The organism is Devosia submarina (assembly GCF_003056345.1).
Taxonomy (GTDB): Bacteria; Pseudomonadota; Alphaproteobacteria; order Rhizobiales; family Devosiaceae; genus Devosia; species Devosia submarina.
Genome location: NZ_PYWB01000008.1, coordinates 1 through 17,620, shown reverse-complemented (window position 1 = coordinate 17,620; position 17,620 = coordinate 1). Strand labels below are relative to the sequence as shown.

The 17,620-nt window shown below is 60.3% G+C and carries 17 protein-coding genes and 1 tRNA gene; 8 read left to right on the top strand and 10 right to left on the bottom strand.

Features of this window, described 5'->3' with window-relative positions; genetic code table 11:
• Positions 1-3 precede the first annotated feature (3 nt).
• Positions 4-1,632 carry a flagellar basal-body MS-ring/collar protein FliF gene (fliF, locus tag DDE77_RS12755; protein WP_108397863.1) on the bottom strand — a complete coding sequence of 543 codons (1,629 nt, stop codon included), beginning with the start codon at positions 1,630-1,632 and terminating at the stop codon, positions 4-6.
• A gap of 160 nt (positions 1,633-1,792) precedes the next feature.
• On the opposite strand from fliF, the gene DDE77_RS12750 reads away from it, so the two are divergent.
• Positions 1,793-2,410 (top strand): glutathione S-transferase family protein, encoded by a 618-nt coding sequence (locus tag DDE77_RS12750; RefSeq protein ID WP_108397862.1) that lies wholly within the window; start codon positions 1,793-1,795, stop codon positions 2,408-2,410.
• A 243-nt stretch (positions 2,411-2,653) separates the two neighbouring features.
• Here DDE77_RS12750 and sciP read toward each other — a convergent pair whose 3' ends face one another.
• The 3 genes from sciP to DDE77_RS12735 all read right to left on the bottom strand — a co-directional run bounded on the left by sciP (position 2,654) and on the right by DDE77_RS12735 (position 5,321).
• Positions 2,654-2,932: a CtrA inhibitor SciP gene (gene sciP / locus DDE77_RS12745; protein WP_035102845.1), complete on the bottom strand. Its 279-nt coding sequence runs from the start codon at positions 2,930-2,932 to the stop codon at positions 2,654-2,656.
• Between the two features lie 190 nt (positions 2,933-3,122).
• The gene (locus tag DDE77_RS12740) at positions 3,123-3,809 is read right to left on the bottom strand and encodes a flagellar hook assembly protein FlgD (protein ID WP_108397861.1); all 687 of its coding nucleotides are present in this window, start codon (positions 3,807-3,809) and stop codon (positions 3,123-3,125) included.
• Between the two features lie 12 nt (positions 3,810-3,821).
• The gene (locus DDE77_RS12735) at positions 3,822-5,321 is read right to left on the bottom strand and encodes a flagellar hook-length control protein FliK (RefSeq protein ID WP_108397860.1); all 1,500 of its coding nucleotides are present in this window, start codon (positions 5,319-5,321) and stop codon (positions 3,822-3,824) included.
• A gap of 268 nt (positions 5,322-5,589) precedes the next feature.
• Between DDE77_RS12735 and mnmA the strand changes: the two genes are divergently transcribed.
• Positions 5,590-6,741 (top strand): tRNA 2-thiouridine(34) synthase MnmA, encoded by a 1,152-nt coding sequence (gene mnmA / locus DDE77_RS12730; protein ID WP_108397859.1) that lies wholly within the window; start codon positions 5,590-5,592, stop codon positions 6,739-6,741.
• Positions 6,742-6,866: 125 nt separating this feature from the next.
• Here mnmA and DDE77_RS12725 read toward each other — a convergent pair whose 3' ends face one another.
• Entirely contained in the window at positions 6,867-7,067 is a 201-nt protein-coding gene (locus tag DDE77_RS12725) for a hypothetical protein (protein WP_108397858.1), read from the bottom strand.
• 107 nt (positions 7,068-7,174) lie between these two features.
• Between DDE77_RS12725 and DDE77_RS12720 the strand changes: the two genes are divergently transcribed.
• Complete coding sequence (locus DDE77_RS12720; protein ID WP_108397857.1) at positions 7,175-7,729, top strand: RNA polymerase sigma factor; 555 nt, start codon at positions 7,175-7,177, stop codon at positions 7,727-7,729.
• Complete coding sequence (locus DDE77_RS12715; protein WP_108397856.1) at positions 7,726-9,753, top strand: vWA domain-containing protein; 2,028 nt, start codon at positions 7,726-7,728, stop codon at positions 9,751-9,753. Before DDE77_RS12720 ends, DDE77_RS12715 begins: the two co-directional genes overlap by 4 nt.
• Here DDE77_RS12715 and DDE77_RS12710 read toward each other — a convergent pair.
• Positions 9,746-10,057, bottom strand: coding sequence for a hypothetical protein (locus DDE77_RS12710; RefSeq protein ID WP_108397855.1), 312 nt, complete (start codon positions 10,055-10,057; stop codon positions 9,746-9,748). The two genes, DDE77_RS12715 and DDE77_RS12710, sit on opposite strands and share 8 nt — an antisense overlap.
• A 66-nt stretch (positions 10,058-10,123) precedes the next feature.
• Positions 10,124-11,074, bottom strand: a complete 951-nt coding sequence (locus tag DDE77_RS12705; RefSeq protein WP_108398094.1) for a ring-cleaving dioxygenase — start codon at positions 11,072-11,074, stop codon at positions 10,124-10,126.
• A 216-nt stretch (positions 11,075-11,290) separates the two neighbouring features.
• Here DDE77_RS12705 and DDE77_RS12700 point away from each other — a divergent pair, with 216 nt between their 5' ends.
• The 3 genes from DDE77_RS12700 (at position 11,291) to DDE77_RS12690 (ending at position 14,133) form a co-directional block, all read left to right on the top strand.
• On the top strand, positions 11,291-12,526 hold the full coding sequence (locus tag DDE77_RS12700) for a putative DNA modification/repair radical SAM protein (protein ID WP_108397854.1): 1,236 nt from the start codon (positions 11,291-11,293) through the stop codon (positions 12,524-12,526).
• On the top strand, positions 12,526-13,977 hold the full coding sequence (locus tag DDE77_RS12695) for a UdgX family uracil-DNA binding protein (RefSeq protein ID WP_108397853.1): 1,452 nt from the start codon (positions 12,526-12,528) through the stop codon (positions 13,975-13,977). Before DDE77_RS12700 ends, DDE77_RS12695 begins: the two co-directional genes overlap by 1 nt.
• A gap of 79 nt (positions 13,978-14,056) precedes the next feature.
• Positions 14,057-14,133: transfer RNA gene (locus tag DDE77_RS12690), tRNA-Met, on the top strand.
• Positions 14,134-14,890: 757 nt separating this feature from the next.
• On the opposite strand, the gene DDE77_RS12680 is transcribed toward DDE77_RS12690, so the two are convergent.
• Positions 14,891-15,262 carry a hypothetical protein gene (locus DDE77_RS12680; protein WP_108397851.1) on the bottom strand — a complete coding sequence of 124 codons (372 nt, stop codon included), beginning with the start codon at positions 15,260-15,262 and terminating at the stop codon, positions 14,891-14,893.
• A 574-nt stretch (positions 15,263-15,836) separates the two neighbouring features.
• Positions 15,837-16,127, bottom strand: coding sequence for a hypothetical protein (locus DDE77_RS12675; RefSeq protein ID WP_108397850.1), 291 nt, complete (start codon positions 16,125-16,127; stop codon positions 15,837-15,839).
• A gap of 394 nt (positions 16,128-16,521) precedes the next feature.
• Here DDE77_RS12675 and DDE77_RS12670 point away from each other — a divergent pair, with 394 nt between their 5' ends.
• Positions 16,522-17,220: a hypothetical protein gene (locus tag DDE77_RS12670; protein ID WP_157959813.1), complete on the top strand. Its 699-nt coding sequence runs from the start codon at positions 16,522-16,524 to the stop codon at positions 17,218-17,220.
• Positions 17,221-17,366: 146 nt separating this feature from the next.
• On the opposite strand, the gene DDE77_RS12665 is transcribed toward DDE77_RS12670, so the two are convergent.
• Positions 17,367-17,620: rhodanese-like domain-containing protein (locus tag DDE77_RS12665; protein WP_281261304.1), on the bottom strand; the 254-nt coding region annotated here is incomplete at its 5' end.

Sequence of the window (17,620 nt, the reverse complement as noted above, 5' to 3'; positions counted from 1 at the left end):
CGACTACGCTGCGTTACTGAGCCAGTCGCGCACGATCAGTGCGGCCTGGCGGGGGTTTTCTTCAACCAGCGTGCCAACGGTTTTGAGCGTCTGGAGCTGGGTTTCGCCCATGGATTTGGCGTTCGCGACCCAGGCAGGGGTCTTGTCGTGCGGCTCTTGCTCGCTTTGGTCGGCGATGACCTGACCGTCGGCGGAAAGGACGCCATGGTTGCCGAGCTCGGCCGCGGTGGGCAGGGCGAGGGGCTTGGGCTCGGGCGTCAGCACCTTTTTAAGCAGCGGGCGCATGACAAAGAACACCAGCGCCAGGGCGATCAGCAGGGTAACGGCCATTTCGGCGCCGTTCATGAGGTCGTCGCGGGTGAAATCAAGCAGACCGCCATTGGCGTCGGTGCCGGCCGCGGCCACATCGGGGCGCTCGGCAAACTGGAGGTTCACCACCTGGACAGAGTCGCCCCGATTTTCCGAATAGCCCACGGCCGAGCGCACCAGTGTCTGGATCTGTGCGATCTCTTCGGCGGAACGGGGGGCGTAGACGCTGTTGCCTTCCCCGTCAGTTGTGTAGACGCCGTCCACGACCACGGCGACCGAGAGGCGCTTGACGGCGCCCGCTTCGGTGACGGCGGTCTGCGTGGTCTTTGATATCTCGTAATTGGTGACTTCTTCGGTGGAGCTACCCTGGTCGGTTGGGCCAGCGCTGGCGTTTTGCGAGGCGCCGGGCAGTTCATTGGCCACGCTGACCTGGCCATCGGCACCATTGGTCAGGTTCTGCGATTCGCGCGTTTGGGTGGAGCGGACCACCTGGCCTTCAGGGTCGAAGCGCTCTTCGGTTGTGGTGGAGCGGTTGTAGTCGATCTCGGCGGCCACTTCGACGCGGGCGCGGCCGGCGCCGACGATATTGGCCAGCATGTCTTCCACGCGGGTGCGCAGGCGATTTTCATAGCCAAGCGTGCGCTCATCGGCTTCGCCGGCGAGGGCACCCTGCTCGTTTTCGGTGCCGGAGGCCAGCAGATTGCCCTGGTCGTCCACGATCGACACGCGCATGGGTGTCAGTCCTTCAATGGCCGAGGCCACAAGGTGCTGCACGGCGCGGATTTCGCTGGCGGACAGCTGGCCACGCACGGAAAGGACGATGGATGCAGATGGGTCCTTGCGTTCGCGACGGAACAGTTCACGTTCGGGCAGGACGAGGTGAACGCGCGCCGATTTGATGCGGTTGAGCGAAGTGATGGTGCGGGCGAGCTCGCCTTCGAGAGCCCGAACATTGTTGATGTTCTGCACAAAGCTAGTGGCGCCGAGCGTCGACTGTTCGTCAAAGATCTCGTAGCCGACCTGCCCACGCTGGGGCAGGCCGGAGCCGGCAAGGTTCATGCGCAGGGTGGTGATCTGGTCGCGGGGAACCAGGATTGTGTCGCCTTCGCCGCGCAATTCGAAGGGCACGTTCTGCGTTTGCAGCTCGGCGACGATCGCGGAAGAATCCTCCAGCGACAGGCCGGTATAAAGCGGGGCCAGATTGGGGGTCTGCGCCCGCAACATCAGAAAGGCGAAGAAACCCAGCATCAGCACCGCGACTACTGCCATCGCGGCCAGGCGCGGCAATCCAATGCGGTTGATGAGCTGGGTCAGATTGTCCACGCGGGGGTACTCGTTTCAGGTGTGGCCAGCGCGAAGCAGGGGAGGCTTCGGCTGGTGGGCAAAAATTACCTAGCATATGGTAAACATTGTCTTAACCTCCCGTTGCACTTTGCAAATTTGCGGCAGAAACTGCCTGGCAGGACAAAGAGGGAAACAGGTGATGCTCCAAATTCTGGGCCGTGTGACGTCGATCAATGTGCGCAAGGTTTTGTGGGCGCTCGACGAGTTGAACCTGCGCTACGAGCGCGAAGATTGGGGCATGCCGATCCGCGATCCCAAGGTGCCCGAGTTCCTCCGGCTCAATCCCAATGGACAGGTGCCGGTGCTGATCGAGGGGGAGTTCGTGCTTTGGGAAAGCAACGCGATCCTGGTTTACCTGGCCGAGCGCGAAGGCGTGCTCTTGCCCCAGCATCTGGAATCACGCGCGCTGGCGCTGCAATGGCTGGGCTGGCAGGCGTCCGAGCTCAATCCGCCCTGGGGCTATGCCGTCAACGCCCTGATCCGCAAGACGCCGGGTTATGACGATCCGGACAGGATCGCGCAATCCATGCAGCGTTGGGGCGCCAAGATGGAGATCCTTGAAGGGCAATTGGCTAAGGGAGCGCCGTACGTTGTGGGCGACGAGTTCACCATTGCCGACATCGCTCTGGGCTTGTCGATCCACCGCTGGATGAGCGTGCCGGCAGAGAAGCCGGATTATGCGGCGGTGCAGGCTTACTACGAGCGCTTGATGGGCCGTGAAGCGGGAGCAAGGTGGATGGGGGCGGAGACGCCGTAGGGGGCACGATCTCGTGGTTGGACAGGCTCACCATGAGGTCTGTTGCAGACGCGGTGAGCCGCTGAACCTCATCCTGGGCTTGTCGAAGGGTGAATGGCATTGCCCGCCAAACAAAAAACCCGCCGGCTTGCGCTGGCGGGTTTGATTTCTTGCTGGAGCTTACCGGCCCTTTGCTCGCGCTCAGGGCGTTCGACACTCAAATCGCTCCACTGGAGCGATTTGCCGGGCTAGGCCCGTCGTGTCTCACCCTTCGCGGTAATGCTGTATCCAGGTGGTCCGCAGACCGGCCAGGCCATGTTTGTCGATGGCGGCCTGCCAGTTGAGGAATTCATCGACGCTCAGCGTGTAGCGATCGCAGGCCTCTTCGAGGCTGAGCAGACCGCCGCGCACTGCTGCGACGACTTCGGCTTTACGGCGGATGACCCACCTCCGCGTATTGGCGGGGGGAAGGTCTGCAATCGTGAGCGGACTTCCGTCCGGTCCGATAACGTACTTAACGCGTGGACGCATTTGTACGGTCATTTTACTCTCTACTCAACCTGACCATATGAGGAAGAGAGTAGGGCAGCGGCCTTAAAATTCAGCTAAGGGGAAATGGACAACAGGTTAAGAATGACGTTGAATTTCAAGCAATTGGATTCAACTTCCTGAAGTAAAAAGCGCCCATGGGAGGGCGCCTGCCGATGTGGAAAACTGTGTCGTATCAGCCGGTTCAGCTGGCTGGACTTGCCGGCTCGGACGAGGGCACGCGCACATCGGTGACGTCCGTGATGGCGACCTTGCGATTGCCAACGGTCAGGATCGGCACATCGCCTGTGAAGTCGACGCCCGTCACCACGCCCACCGAGGAGGTGCTGACAGCGATGTTGTTGCCGCTCAGATTGGTGCCCTTGATCTCGATCGTATAGGTGCCGTTGGGAGCGACGTTGTTGTCGCTGGTCTTGCCGTCCCAGCGGAACGTGCCGGGGCCGGCATTGAGCGATCCGGTTTCCGTATACACTACGCTGCCGCTGGCATTCTTGATGGTGACGGTAGCATTGGCAACGGCGGCCTCGGCGTCATAGGCCCAGAACACGGCCTTGTCGTCGGTGAGCTCGCCCGTCCGGCCCGATGCCGTCACCTGCTTGCCGATATAGCTCACGGCCTCGGACTTGGCGGTGTTCTGGGTCGAGAGCATCAGCGTTTCCAGGAACTCATTGGTCTTGAGCTGCTGTTCCACACCCGTGAACTGCACCAACTGCTGGGTGAACTGGTTGGTGTCGAGCGGGTCCAGCGGGTTCTGGTTCTTCAGCTGCGTCGTCAGGATATTGAGAAAGGTGTCGAAATTGTCCGCAATGGTTGCGCGAGACTGGGCGACCTTGCTGTTGCTGGCAGCGGCGATGCTTTCGATCGTGGCCATGGCTGGTGCTCCCTAGGCGAGAATGTTGACGCCGCTGGCCGAAAGGCTCGCGCGATAAAGGTTGATGGTGGGCGGCACGTCGCTGCTTTCGGCAAGTCCGTTGTTGCCTTGCGCCTGGCGCCCATTGCCATTGCGGCCCTGCTGCTGCGAATCCCCGCCATTGTTTTGCTTGAGTGAGAATTCAAGATTGGTTTTCGCGCTGTCGAGCCCTGCCTGATGGAGCGCCTTTTCCAGCCCGCGCTGATCGCGCTGCATCAGATCCAGCGTTTCGGCTTTTTCTACCACGAGGCGAGCATTGACCTGGCCCGACTTGTCGATGTCGAGCTGCACATCGATCCGCCCCAGTTCTGCGGGATCAAGGCGGATCTGGAAGCGCGTATTGCCTTCACTTGTCTGCCGCGCCAGCTCAAATGCGATCTGAGGAAGGTTCAGCTGCTGCTGGCTGGTCTGGTACCCGGTCTGCACCACGCGCGGCGCTGCCACAATCTCGGCGCGAGCGGCGGGCTGCGGCCCCGGTGCCGATTGCGGCTCGGAATTGGCCTCAGCCGCACCCACTGCGATCACGGTGGCTGCGGCCTTGTGATCGGCCGGCTTGCCGTCATTCCTGTCGCCCGCGTTTGGATCCTGCCCGTCCGATGCAAGGACCGGCGGGGTTTCGAGGCTTGCTCCGGGCGCAGGCTCAACAGGGGCTTCCGAAGCCTTGCCGGTCAGCACGGGCTCGCTGAGCTGCAGCTCAGGCTTGGCGAGGACCGGCGTGGCCGGTGACGCGTCCGGCTTGTCCATTGTCGCCATCAATTTGGCGATGGCGAGCTTGAGGTTCGGATCAGCCTCGGCAGAAAGGCCAAGCTGAGCGAGCTTATCCTGCGGGATTGCGCCGTTTTCGAGAGCGGCCAGCAAAGCCCCCAGCTTTTCCCCCACTTGCTTGCCAAGGGCCGCTGCATGTGGCTCGGACGTCCCATTGCCCTCGATCAGCAAGCTTGCGAGCGGGGCGATACCGGCCGAAAGCCTGCTGGCAAGGCTTGCGTCCTCTGGCACAGGAGCCTTCAGCAGGGCCGCAAGGTCTTGAAGGGCAGGGACGGCAGCAAGGTCGATGCCGAGCGCCTCGCCCAGCGCATCCAGCTGCCCGTTAAGCTCCTCCAGAAACGCCGCATCAAGCGGCTCGCCGGCATCCAGCTTGGTCTTGAGATCGGTCAGGCTCGCCAGCAGCTCGTTGAGCAATTGCTTGGCGTCGGTCTCCGGAGCATCGGCCAGTGGCAGCACGGCGTTGAGTGCAGCAGCCAAGGCATCGGGATGTTCAGCGGGCAATTGCTCGGCGCCAGGCGCAACAGCAGAGAAGGGCTCAACGGCGTCGGCCGCGGGCGTTTCGCTCTCCATCCCGGCAAGACCCAGCAATGCGGCAAAGGCGTTTGGTGCTTCGGTGTCCTTATCCGAGCCAGGGGCCTGCCCATTGAATGGGCGCGCAGAACCAGTGCTTGGGGCCGCGCCGCTCGTGATCGTGAGATGTGATGCCAATTGCCTGCACCCGTCATAAGGATATTCCCCAAAGGGGATGCAAGCGCGGTGCCAAGTCAGACCCGCAGGAAAATAGCGCCTGTTCTCATGCCCTTAGCTTTACCCGTTAATGGCAAAAGCCCCTGCGCCCTATCAACTCACGGCAACAAAGGCGGGTTTGACCGGCAAGACTTGCCGGGTTGCGTCGCTGTTGCCCATAACTCCTTATCGGCGTAAAACGCCGCCATTCATCCGCTGGCCCTTGAACCCAACCGGATACAAAGGAAAAATGCTGAACTCGCTTGATATTGCCAAGCGCCCCGAAGACACGCGCATTGTTGTCGCGATGTCCGGAGGCGTGGATTCATCGGTCGTTGCCGGCCTGCTTGCCCGCCAGGGCTATGACGTGGTGGGGGTAACGCTCCAGCTTTACGATCACGGCGAAGCGACGTTCCGCAAAGGGGCCTGCTGCGCTGGGCAGGACATCCATGATGCGCGCCGGGTTGCCGCGACTCTGGGCATTCCCCATTACGTGCTCGATTATGAAGAGCGCTTCAAGAAGTCGGTGATTGCCCCCTTTGCCAATGCCTATCAGCAGGGCGAAACGCCAGTGCCGTGCATTGCCTGCAACCAGAGCGTCAAGTTCGTGGATTTGATGGCCGTGGCGCAGGATCTGGGCGCCGATGCGCTGGCAACAGGACATTATGTGCAGTCGCGCCTGGGCGAGAACGGAAGGCGGCAATTGTTCCGACCTGTCGATGCCGAACGCGACCAGACCTATTTCCTGTTCGCCACCACGCAGGAGCAGCTCGACTATCTGCGCTTCCCCTTGGGTGGCATGGGGAAGGCCGAAGTGCGTGCGCTGGCGCGCGAGATGGGCCTGGAGATCGCCGAAAAGCATGATTCGCAGGACATCTGCTTCGTGCCGCAGGGCAGATACGCAGACATCATCCGCAAGATGCATCCCGAGGCAGTCGCCACGGGCGAGATCGTTCACCTCGATGGCCGTGTGCTCGGCACCCACAATGGCATCGTCAATTACACGATCGGCCAGCGCAAGGGCCTGGGCGTTGCGGCCGCCGAGCCGCTCTACGTGATCAAGCTCGAGCACAAGACAAGCCGGGTCATCGTAGGGCCCCGCGAAGCGCTCAAGACCCACACCGTGCGTCTGCGCGATGTGAACTGGCTCGGCGCCCGACCATTGGCCGAAATGTCGGCGGGCAATGGTGCGCCGGTCGAGGTCAAGGTGCGCTCCACGCGCGGGCCACAGCCGGCGGTGATCCAGCAGCGCGATGGCGAGGTGTTCGTGACGCTGGTGTCAGGCGAGTATGGCATCTCGCCGGGGCAGGCCTGCGTCTTCTATGCGGATGATACCGCCACATCGGAGGTTTGGGGCGGCGGGTTCATCGCGGAAGCCGTGCCGCAGGTGTTTGCTGCTTAAGCACCAAGAGATCAGCCTTCATCAGATTGTCACCCTCGGACGCAGACCCGAGGGCACTGCACTTGCCCGGCGTGCATTAAGTAAAGAGCCCTCGGGTCTTCGCCCGAGGGTGACGAGCCAGGGCGCTACTCGGCCGGCGTTTGGCTGGCAGGGTTCTGCCCCGGTGCCGCAGTTGTCGCTTCCGCATTGGCCGCGCGCAGCGCCTGATAAGAATCAATGCCGCCATGCCACATGGATATGGTGATCAGCACGATCAACAGACCCAAGGCCAGGATCAGCACGCGGCCGCGGTTCAGCGCAAAGGGGCTTTGTTTGGGATCGTCCATGCTATTGGCCTTTAAATATTCTTCGCTCCAGCCAAAGGATTGGCCTGGCCGGCTCGTCTTACCACTAAGATCGGGCCAAAGGTAAGCTTGTGGTGCATGCGCCGGCGATGGATGGGACTGCCGCAGAAACGATCGACCATGCACAGGCCATCACGCAGGCGCTGGTGGTGCGCGCGCGCAATGGCGATGGGCAGGCTTTCGCCCTGTTGCTGGAACAGCATTACGAGCGCATTTACCGCACGGCCTGGAAATGGTGCGGCAATGGCGATGATGCCGAGGACGTGGCGCAGGATGTCTGCATCAAGCTGGGGCAGGCCATTGCGGGCTTTGATGGGCGCAGTGCTTTTTCGAGCTGGGTGTATCGCATCACGCTCAATGCCGTTCGCGATCTTCAGCGGTCGCGCCAGCGGCGAGGACGCCATGTTGATGCCTTGCGGCAAATAACACCCGACGAGCATCCAGCGGACCAGGAAGAAGCCGCGACCAGCAAGCAGCTCTGGGCAGCGGTGCGCCGACTGCCGGAAAAGCAGCGCGACGCGGTCTTGCTGGTTTATGCCGAAGAGCTGAGCCATGCAGCAGCCGCCGAAATCATGAACATCAAGGAAGCCACCGTGTCGTTTCATGTGCATGAGGCACGCAAAACCCTGAGGGGCTTGCTATGAGCAATGACATGCCCGGCGATCCGCTGAACCGCCTCAAGGACACAAGCGTGCCGCCAGCGCGAGCTGAAGCGCGCCAGGCCGCCTTGGCTGCGGGAATGGCAGCGTTCGAGAATTCAGCCGCAAAAACCGTCAATGCTCCCAAAGGAAATCCTTGGGGCCGGCGTCTTAAATCCATCATCAACTTCCCCGGAGGGAAAACGATCATGGATATGCGTCTGCCTATCGGCACAGCGGCTATTGCATTGCTTGTGCTGCCACTTGGCTATCAGCTTTATCTCACCACATCGATGACCCAGGTGCCCTCGCCGATCAGCGAAACGACTGCGCCAGCCCCCGCGCAGGTACCTCCACCTCGCCAGGACCTCGCCAAGCAGCCGCAGGACAGTCGGACCCAGGCACCCGCCGCGCCAGAGCCATTGGAAAGCGAGATTGGAACTGCGGCCGACAGCGCCGCGATGATGGAATCCATGCCGGCGCCACCACCTCCGGTCGCACCCGCACCCATGCTGAGCCAGGGTGGGGCGGCCATGGAAGTGCCAACGACCAGCTTTGCGCCAATGAGCGACATGGTGGTAGTGCCGCCCCTGCCTGCCGGCGATCAGTTCACCTCTTTTGAGGAACAGCGTCTCAAGCTCGTGGCCGAGGAGCCCGTCTCCACCTTTTCGATCGATGTGGATACGGCGAGCTATTCCTATATGCGCAGCATGCTGGAAGACGGCTTCTTGCCCGAGCCAGACGCCGTGCGCATCGAGGAGATGATCAACTATTTCCCCTATGACTATCCGGCTGCCCAAGACGCTGCTGTGCCTTTCCAGCCGACCATTGCGATCTATCCCACGCCGTGGAATACGCGGACGCAATTGCTGCAGATTGGAATCAAGGGCCATGTCCCTCCCGCTGGGGAAGACAAGCCGGCTAATCTGGTGTTCCTGATCGATACGTCAGGGTCCATGGATGAACCGGACAAGCTGCCGTTGCTGAAACGCGCCTTTGCGCTTTTGCTTGATCAACTCTCGGCCAATGACACCATATCGATTGTGACCTATGCCGGGTCGGCTGGCGTGGCGCTGGAGCCCACCGCGGCCACGAACAAGGCGACGATCCTCCAAGCGCTGGACAATCTATGGGCCGGCGGCAGCACTGCTGGCGCCGACGGGATCGAGCTGGCCTATCGCCTTGCTGAACAGCACAAGGTTGCTGATGGCACCAATCGGGTGATCCTGGCCACCGATGGCGACTTCAATGTCGGGATCGAGGACCCCGAACAGCTCGAGGACTTCATCAAGGCCAGGCGCGACAGTGGCATCACTTTGTCCGTACTTGGCTTCGGGCGGGGCAATCTGGGCGATGATACCATGCAGGCGCTGGCGCAGAACGGGAACGGCAATGCCAGCTACATCAGCGATTTCCGCGAGGCCCAGAAGGTGCTCGTCCAGGAGATTGGCGGCACGCTCGAAATGATTGCCAAGGACGTCAAGATCCAGGTGGAGTTCAACCCGGCAATGGTCAGCGAGTACCGGTTGATCGGCTATGAGACGCGGGCCCTCAACCGCGAGGATTTCAACAATGACAAGGTCGATGCTGGCGACATCGGTGCAGGCCACAGTGTCACCGCGCTTTATGAAATCACGCCTGTTGGATCTGGTGGCGAACTGGTTGATCCGCTGCGCTATGGTTCCGCCAGCCAACCCATTGCACGCTCGGGGGAATGGGCGTTCCTTCGTCTGCGCTACAAGCTGCCCCAGAGTGAGGTCAGCCAACTCATCGAGCAGCCCATTACGTCCGACATGGTCCATTCCGATATCGCTCAAGCAAGCGATGACATGCGCTTCGCTGCAGCCATTGCCGCCTTTGGGCAGAAACTGCGAGGAAGCAATTACAGCGGCGAAATGAGCTGGGACGCCATTGCTGCGCTGGCGCGATCTGGCCGCGGCACGGATGAAAGCGGCTATCGCAACGAATTTTTGCAATTGGTGCAAACGGCCAAGGCGCTGAAGCCCGATGCAGTGCCTGCCGTCAATTAAGGACGGCGTAGATGGCGATTGCCATGGCAAGTGCAAAGGCGCCGGCGCTGCACCAGAGCCCTAGCCTGATCCAGCGAAAAGGAATGGGGAGCCAGTTGAAGCGCGAAATAACGCCGAGCACGCCCAGAATGGCATAAACAGCGATAAAGAAGTTGATCCCGTAGAACCCGATATACCAGCCATCCGCATAGTCGGCATCTGGCGTGCCGGGAATGCCCAGCGTCCAGGGCACATAAAGCAGCAGGGCCGCCCCGAGCAGAAGATGGGGCACCGAGCCGATAATCGTTTTGATGATGGCGGCCATGATGCTCCCCAAGCATGAACGGCGCCGGGGTGGCGCCGTTCACGACTTCTAGGGATTACGCTCTTCTTAAACCAGAGGCTTGAGATTGGCCTCAATGCTGGCCCGGCGGCTTTCCAGGAAAGGCGGCAGGGACAGGGTTTCGCCCAGGGATTCCATCGGCTCGTCGGCGGCAAAGCCGGGGACGTCCGTCGCGATCTCGAACAGGATGCCATTGGGCTCGCGGAAGTAGAGCGAGGTGAAATAGAACCGCTCGACTTCCCCGCTGGAGCGGATGCCGAACTTTTGGGTGTGCCGGATCCACTCGCGCAAGCTGTCCTGGTCGGGCGTGCGGAAGGCGACGTGGTGCACGCCGCCCGCGCCGGGCCGCGCTGGCTTGACGCTGGGATCAACTACCACATGCAGCTCTGCAGCCGGACCGCCCGGACCCATCTCGAAGACATGGGTTTCTGCCATCCCGTTAGCTGCTGGATAAGAGCGCACCTTTCGCATGTTCATCACCTGCGTCAGCATCGCCTCGGTCGGTTCCAGCCGTGGCACGGCCAACGAAATCGGTCCAAGCCCGATGATCTGTCGCTCGGCCGGTACGGGCGACTTGGCCCAGGGCACGACCTTGTTGGCGCTGTCTGTCACCAGCCGAAAGCGCTGGCCCTCGAAATCCTCGAAGTCGAGGGAGAGATGACCATTGCGCTCCTTGATGGCCGAGGTGCCGACATTGTGCGTCTGCAAATGGTTCTTCCACCAGTTCAGGCTCTCTTCGCTGTCGACACGCAGACCGGTGCGGCTCACCGTGTGATTGCCACGCTGCTCGCGGGCGGCATCGAAGTCGAAGAAGGTGAGGTCGGCGCCAGGGGAGGCCACGCCATCACCATAGAACAGGTGATAGGCCGTGGTGTCGTCCTGATTCACGGTCTTCTTGATCAACCGCATGCCCAGGGTTTGGGTATAAAATGCCAGATTCTTCTTTGCCTCGGCCGTCACTGCCGTGAGGTGGTGAATGCCTCCAAGTTCGAGCGTCATGATCGTGTCTCCTGTCTGGCGCTGTGCGCCGTTGTTGAGAACAATGTAGTGGAAACGCATGGGGAGGAAGAGGTGGACAATAGCGACAAACTGGTGCGTTTAGCTGAACAATCCACGGAGAGCGGAACGCTTCACGATCTGTCGAGACATGTCTTTTTTGGTGTGCACTTTAAAGCGCTTAGGTTAGTGTCAAAGTGAACAATGGGTGAACACTTAATGACCGTTCTGTCACTCCGCCGCAAGCTCGCTATCCTGTCTGACGCTGCCAAATACGACGCCTCCTGCGCTTCAAGCGGGACGGAAAAACGCTCCAGCGCGGGCACTGGCGGCATAGGGTCAACCGAGGGCAGCGGCATCTGCCACTCCTATGCGCCAGACGGTCGCTGCATCAGCCTGCTCAAGATCCTGCTGACCAATTTCTGCGTTTATGACTGCGTTTACTGCGTCAATCGCTCGTCGTCCAACGTGCAGCGCGCTCGCTTTTCCGTGGAAGAGGTGGTGCAGCTAACCCTTGATTTTTACAAGCGAAATTACATCGAAGGCCTGTTCCTGTCCTCGGGCATTATCCGTTCGCCCGACTATACAATGGAGGAACTGGTCCGCGTCGCGCGCACCCTGCGCGAGGTGCACAAATTTGCTGGCTATATCCACCTCAAGCTCATCCCCAACGCCGCGCCCGAACTCCTTGCCGAAGCCGGCCGCTGGGCGGACCGGCTCTCCACCAACATCGAAATGCCCACCGACATCGGCCTTGCCGATCTCGCGCCCGAAAAAAACCCGAGCGAAATTCGCACCGCCATGGCTCGCGTCCGCGGCAAGCTGGATGAAGCCGAGCCGGAGAAAAAGGCCAAGGCAAAGCCGGAAAAATTTGCACCGGCAGGCCAATCCACACAGATGATCGTGGGCGCTGATGGTGCTGACGATGGCGCAATTTTGCACCGGGCTGCGGGGCTTTATTCGGGCTACAAGCTGCGCCGGGTTTACTATTCCGCTTTCTCGCCGATTCCCGATTCAAGCTCCCGCCTGCCGCTCAAGCCGCCACCGCTCATGCGCGAGCATCGGCTCTACCAGGCCGATTGGCTGATCCGCTTTTATGGCTTCGATGTGCCCGAGATTGTCTCGGGCGGGGAAGGGGGGCTGCTGGATCTGCAAGTCGATCCGAAGCTCGCCTGGGCGCTCAAGAACCGCCATCGCTTCCCAGTCGATGTTAATCGCGCCGATCGGGAAATGCTGCTGCGCGTGCCGGGGCTTGGCATTAAGAGCATCGACAAGATGATCCAGACGCGGCGGCACCATAGCTTGCGGCTTGATGATGTTGCGCGGATCGCTGGATCGATCGACAAGGTTCGCCCGTTCATCGAAGCGGTGGATTGGACACCGGGCGGGCTCACAGACGATGCCCGCCTGCGCGCCAGGCTGACGCCCCAACCGGAGCAACTTAGCCTGTTTTAATGCAAACCATCACCCTACAGGCGCTAAACGATTTCGAGGAATGGCGGAAAGCAGCGCGCGGTTTGCTGCAGGCGGGCATTGCGCCCGAAGATGTGGAGTGGCGCGATCCGGCCTCCGATGCTGGCCTGTTCGGTGGGGATGGCGAGCCTCCGAGTGGCAAGCAGCCTGTTGGATCGGTTCCGCCAGCCTTTATCGAGCTGGCCCGGACGGCCATCGCCAATTCCGATCCGGAGCGCTTCGCCTTGCTGTACCGCCTGCTCTGGCGGCTGCAGGCGGATCGATCTATTCTGGAAGTGTCGTCCGATCCTGATGTTACCCGCCTTGTACGGCTGGCGAGTGCCGTGCGCCGCGACAGCCACAAGATGAAGGCCTTTGTGCGCTTCCGATCCATTCGGGACGACACTGGGCTTGAGCGGTTCGCCGCGTGGTTTGAGCCAGAGCACTATTGCCTCGAGATGACTGCACCATTCTTCGCGCGTCGGTTCGCCGGCATGATCTGGGCCATTGTGACCCCCTATGCATCGGCGTTCTGGGACGGGGAAAGCCTGGCGTTCGGTCCCGGCGGCCAGAAATCCGATGTGCCCGAGGATGATGCAGTCGAGGCCGATTGGAAGACGTATTTCTCCTCCATCTTCAATCCAGCGCGGCTCAAGGTCGCGATGATGAAGTCAGAGATGCCGGTGAAATATTGGCGCAACCTGCCCGAGGCCGAACTCATTGCTCCCCTTATTCGCGGCGCACGAGAAGCAGAGCAGGACATGATTGAGCGCGTAGCCAGTTTGCCGCCATCGCGGCATGTGCGGCAAAAGGCCCGGGAGGATATAAGGCCCGAAGCCGAAAGCGAGATCGTTTCCTTGGCCGATGCCCGCGCCGCGGTGCAGGGTTGCCGGCGTTGCCCGCTTTACGAACATGCCACGCAGGCAGTGTTTGGCGAGGGGCCGGAACATGCCCAAGTCATGTTTGTGGGCGAGCAGCCTGGGGATCAGGAAGATCTGGCGGGCAAGCCGTTTGTCGGACCGGCAGGTAAGGTGCTGGACGCGGCTGTCGAAAAGGTCGGTATCAACCGCTCGCGCGTGTATGTGACGAACGCGGTCAAGCACTTCAAGTTCGAGCCGCGCGGCAAGCGACGTATTCACCAGAAGCCCGATGGGGGGGAGATTACCGCCTGCCGATTCTGGCTTAATCTCGAAATCGAGTTCGTCAAGCCCAAGGTGATCGTAGCGCTCGGTGCAACGGCGGCTCAAAGCCTTCTTGGCCGAACGGCAACCATCAGCAAATTGCGTGGTGCGCCAATCACCATGGACGATGGCACGACCCTTTACGTGACAAACCATCCTTCCTATCTCTTGCGCATTCCTGATCGGGAAAAGCAGGCGCTGGAGCGCGCCAAGTTCGAAGCCGATCTGGTGCTGGTGCGCGATGCGATCACAGCATTGGAAGCTCGGCATTGAAACAAGGCTCTAGCGACTTGACACGCACCCGTGGTAAAATTAGTAAGTCGCAGCGTTGGGTTCGCCCAGCTGCCTATGAGGCGGAGTAGCTCAGTTGGTTAGAGCAGCGGAATCATAATCCGTGTGTCCCCAGTTCAAATCTGGGCTTCGCTACCAAATTTAGGCCGGAAATCCTCAGGTTTCCGGCCTTGCCTTTTCCATCTCAATGTAGCATCGCGTGGATTAGGACGCGTTTAGGACGCAAGTCCAATCTTCCACGCCTGCACCGGTCGTGAAGGATTGGGGCTGTGGATAAGCTCTCCGATCCTTGCCGGAACCAATTTCGTCACGCGAATTGAGTCAGCCAGTATGTACACGAGTAATCCATGGCGGGCGTAAGCCCAGCCCCCGCAAAAAGGCGGACAGTCCGCGGACTCTGAATCTGCACTCGATTCCTCACCACTCAAGTTCATCCCCACAATGCAGCTCAAGCTGGTCGACACTCCGCCGGTTGAGGGCGGTTGGGCGACCAAACGGCTTGCCGAATGCCTGGGTCAACATGGTCTCCTGTTCGGATGGTGGTCGACGTTGTGGCCCACGAGCTCAGCCAGCCGCCGCGTCTTCTTGGCTTCCGTAAAAAAACGGAACGCCTCGCCATGGTCTTGAGTGTTTTGGAAGAAGCGCGCCTTTGCGAGATCATGGCCCAATACGTCGTGCCATGATGGGAGTGAGGCTCAGGACGCCTTTGCCTGCCTTCGCTCCAGCTGCCGTTGACCCTTTCGGGACAAGGAGTAGAGCCGCTTTGGATGTATACAGCTCCAGCGTTCGTGCGAGGTCTCGAGGCCGTAGTCTCGGATGATCTGAAACACCAGGATGGCAGACGGATCTTGCCGCACCGCCGATCCCCAGTCGCCGAAACCTTGACCCATACCCATCAGGGCACCGGCTTTCGCGGCCGGCCAGGCCGCTTGGCAGCGAAGGTCTGCGCTGCTGCAGCACGAGCTTCATCACGTCCGTCGCGGTCAAAAAGAATTTTGACCTTTGTCTTCACTTCGCCCAAGGCGTGAGTCAGGCTTGCTAAGCTGTCTTGAACTTTGCTGATACCTGCTTCCAAGCCTGTCTTTACGCCACCGAGCTCCGTGTGCAGGTCTTTGACGTCTTGCTCAAGATCGTCGACACGTTTCTTCTGCGGAGCTTCAGTGACCGCCATGGCAGATCGTAACTTTAGGAAGCCCCCGACTGCGACCAGTATGGACACAACAGATGCGGCAATTGCGATGTAGACCTTGATCTCGTCGGCGCTCATCGGCCGGCCTCCGGTGCTGTTAGTAACCGGCGAACGGAACCGAGGTTGGAGCGGCAATCTTGGCCGGCTGCAGCCAGATCGACGACATAGTTGGCGCCGTGAGTGTCCATCGCCGCGGCGTTTCCAGACGGGGATTTGGGCTGATCAAGGCATGTAAGGAGTGACGCCGGAGCGATCGGCGGCCGAGCACAGCCAGCCAGACAAAGGACAGCGGCAACAGCGAAAGTCAGAAGGCGCCTCATTGCAAATCTCCGATCCGGTCCGCAGCACGAAACGCTTCAATCATTGCTGGCGAAAGCGGCCGGTCCTGCCCTTTCGATGTTGCAGCAATGGCCGCTTTGCCTTCTGAAACAGCCGTCTGCCGTTCCGTGCGCTGCGCAGCGTTGCTCTCCAGCTCAGCAATTGCGGTGCGCAGGCCAGCATTTGCGGCTCGCTCCGATGCCAGCTCTGTTTGGGTTACGGTTAGCCGGCGCTCAAATGGCGTCTAGCTGGATGGATTGCACGGCGATGAAGGCCAGCAGCATGGCGATTGCTAGACCAGCCCCGTACATCAGAATGGAACGTATGCTGGGCATCACTCGCCCTGCTTAGTGGTGGGCGGTGTTGCCGTTGGCAGGTGCTTGCGTTTGTCTTTGTCGTCGCTGTTGGCGCCAAAGATGTAGGTCGTGAGGGTGGTGCCGCCGAGCAGGAAGGCAGATCCAGCCAAGTTAAGGACGGCTGTCATGTCGTTGGCAGCGATCGCAGCTCCCATGGCCGCAGCAATATGCAGGGCACAGAAAGCCAAGGTGACGTAGATGAGCAGCCGGCGCTTCGGCCAAGTGTCCTTTACGATCAGATCGACGGCTTTCTGTATTGCCTTTGGCATGGCTCAGAATCCCGGGAACCAGCGCCGTCGTTCCAGCTACGTGCCGGCCCAATGTCGATGTGCATGAAGTTCTGCTTCAGAAAAAATTGCCAACCCATACCGGGCCAGGATAACAACCACTCCATTCGAAACCCGCAGACCACCCTCTCGTGCGGCGGTGGATGCTTGGCAAAAGCGCGTTAAGGCGACTGAGGACGCGTTTATGGCGCTACTTAGTCCGGCTGAGCTCGAGCGATATCGAAGCGAGGCGCAAGAGAAGGTTATTCATCGGCCGGTAAGGACTAAGAAAAAGCCCGGAAATTCGGATCCGCGTAAGGCACAGCGCTGGGTTGGCAATAGGGCCTACCAGCTAGGCTGGACTGAGCGTCGACTCCTCAATGATCGGGCATCCGGCATGCGCTATTCACGCGACCGTCCGAGAACGGAGCGCATCGGAAAAAAATACCAGTGGCTTGCCCTAGATGAGCTACTGTGTCGACTTACCGATAACTTCTGGCTTGACCCTGATTATGGAAGCCTGCCGCGACACTACAAGTATCCACATGACATCGGATTCCATCGCGATATTGCCCCCACAATTCTCACGCCCGTTTTGAGCGAACCCACGCTGGAGCAAACAGGGGCAGAGAACTGGGTTGGCGCCCCATGGATCGCCCTCGTGAACGTGACGGAGTCGCAACTGCCCGACTGGCCCTTCTCGACAGACCCACACTCCGAATTCGCAGAGACGGTGCAGAGGACCGACGGCCAAGGTAAGAAATGGACGGTGCTTTACGAGCACCAGTCAACCGAGAACAGGTATGGTGAGGGTTCACCAGCCCTACACGGGCTGCGCCAGCAGGAATTCCGCTTTATCTACTCTGTACAGGTACGGAAATCACTCCTGAAGCGATTTGTTGACGAGATACTGGCCAAGAAATCCCTCGACGTATCTAGTTGGGAACCCAGAAGCTTCACCGATGAGCAGTTTCTTGGCGAGTCTCCATGGCGGTCGAAACGGCCTGCGGCACCGATACTTTCAGGTTGCCGCGCGTCGGGCCGAAGTGGCTTTCGTCCATTCGCCCAGGGAGGCCAAATTGAGCCTCCATTCTAGGTTGCACGTGTCTGACCGAAGGGCAGCTTTCGGGTAGATCGGTTAGGCCGCTGAACGGCGGCAATAGGGCGCACTGCAGACAGCACTCGGCAGGTGCATCAGGCACTCGTTCACAGGAGTCTCAAGCCTCAGGTTAGGAGCGAAGGTTATTTGGACACTTTCTCGACCTCGCCACCGCCATCTACCCAGTCCTTGAAGCCACCAAGATTGTAGACGTTCTTATAACCCATATCCTTGAGGGTCTTGCCGCCCAGAGCGGAGCGTCCACCTGAGGCGCAATGCAGGATCACGGGTCGATCCTGAGTCAGGTTCTTGTCGTGGTACTGTGTCGAGGCGTCCGCACGAAATTCCAGCATGCCGCGAGGAACGTGGACTGATCCTGGGATCTTACCGCTGGCCT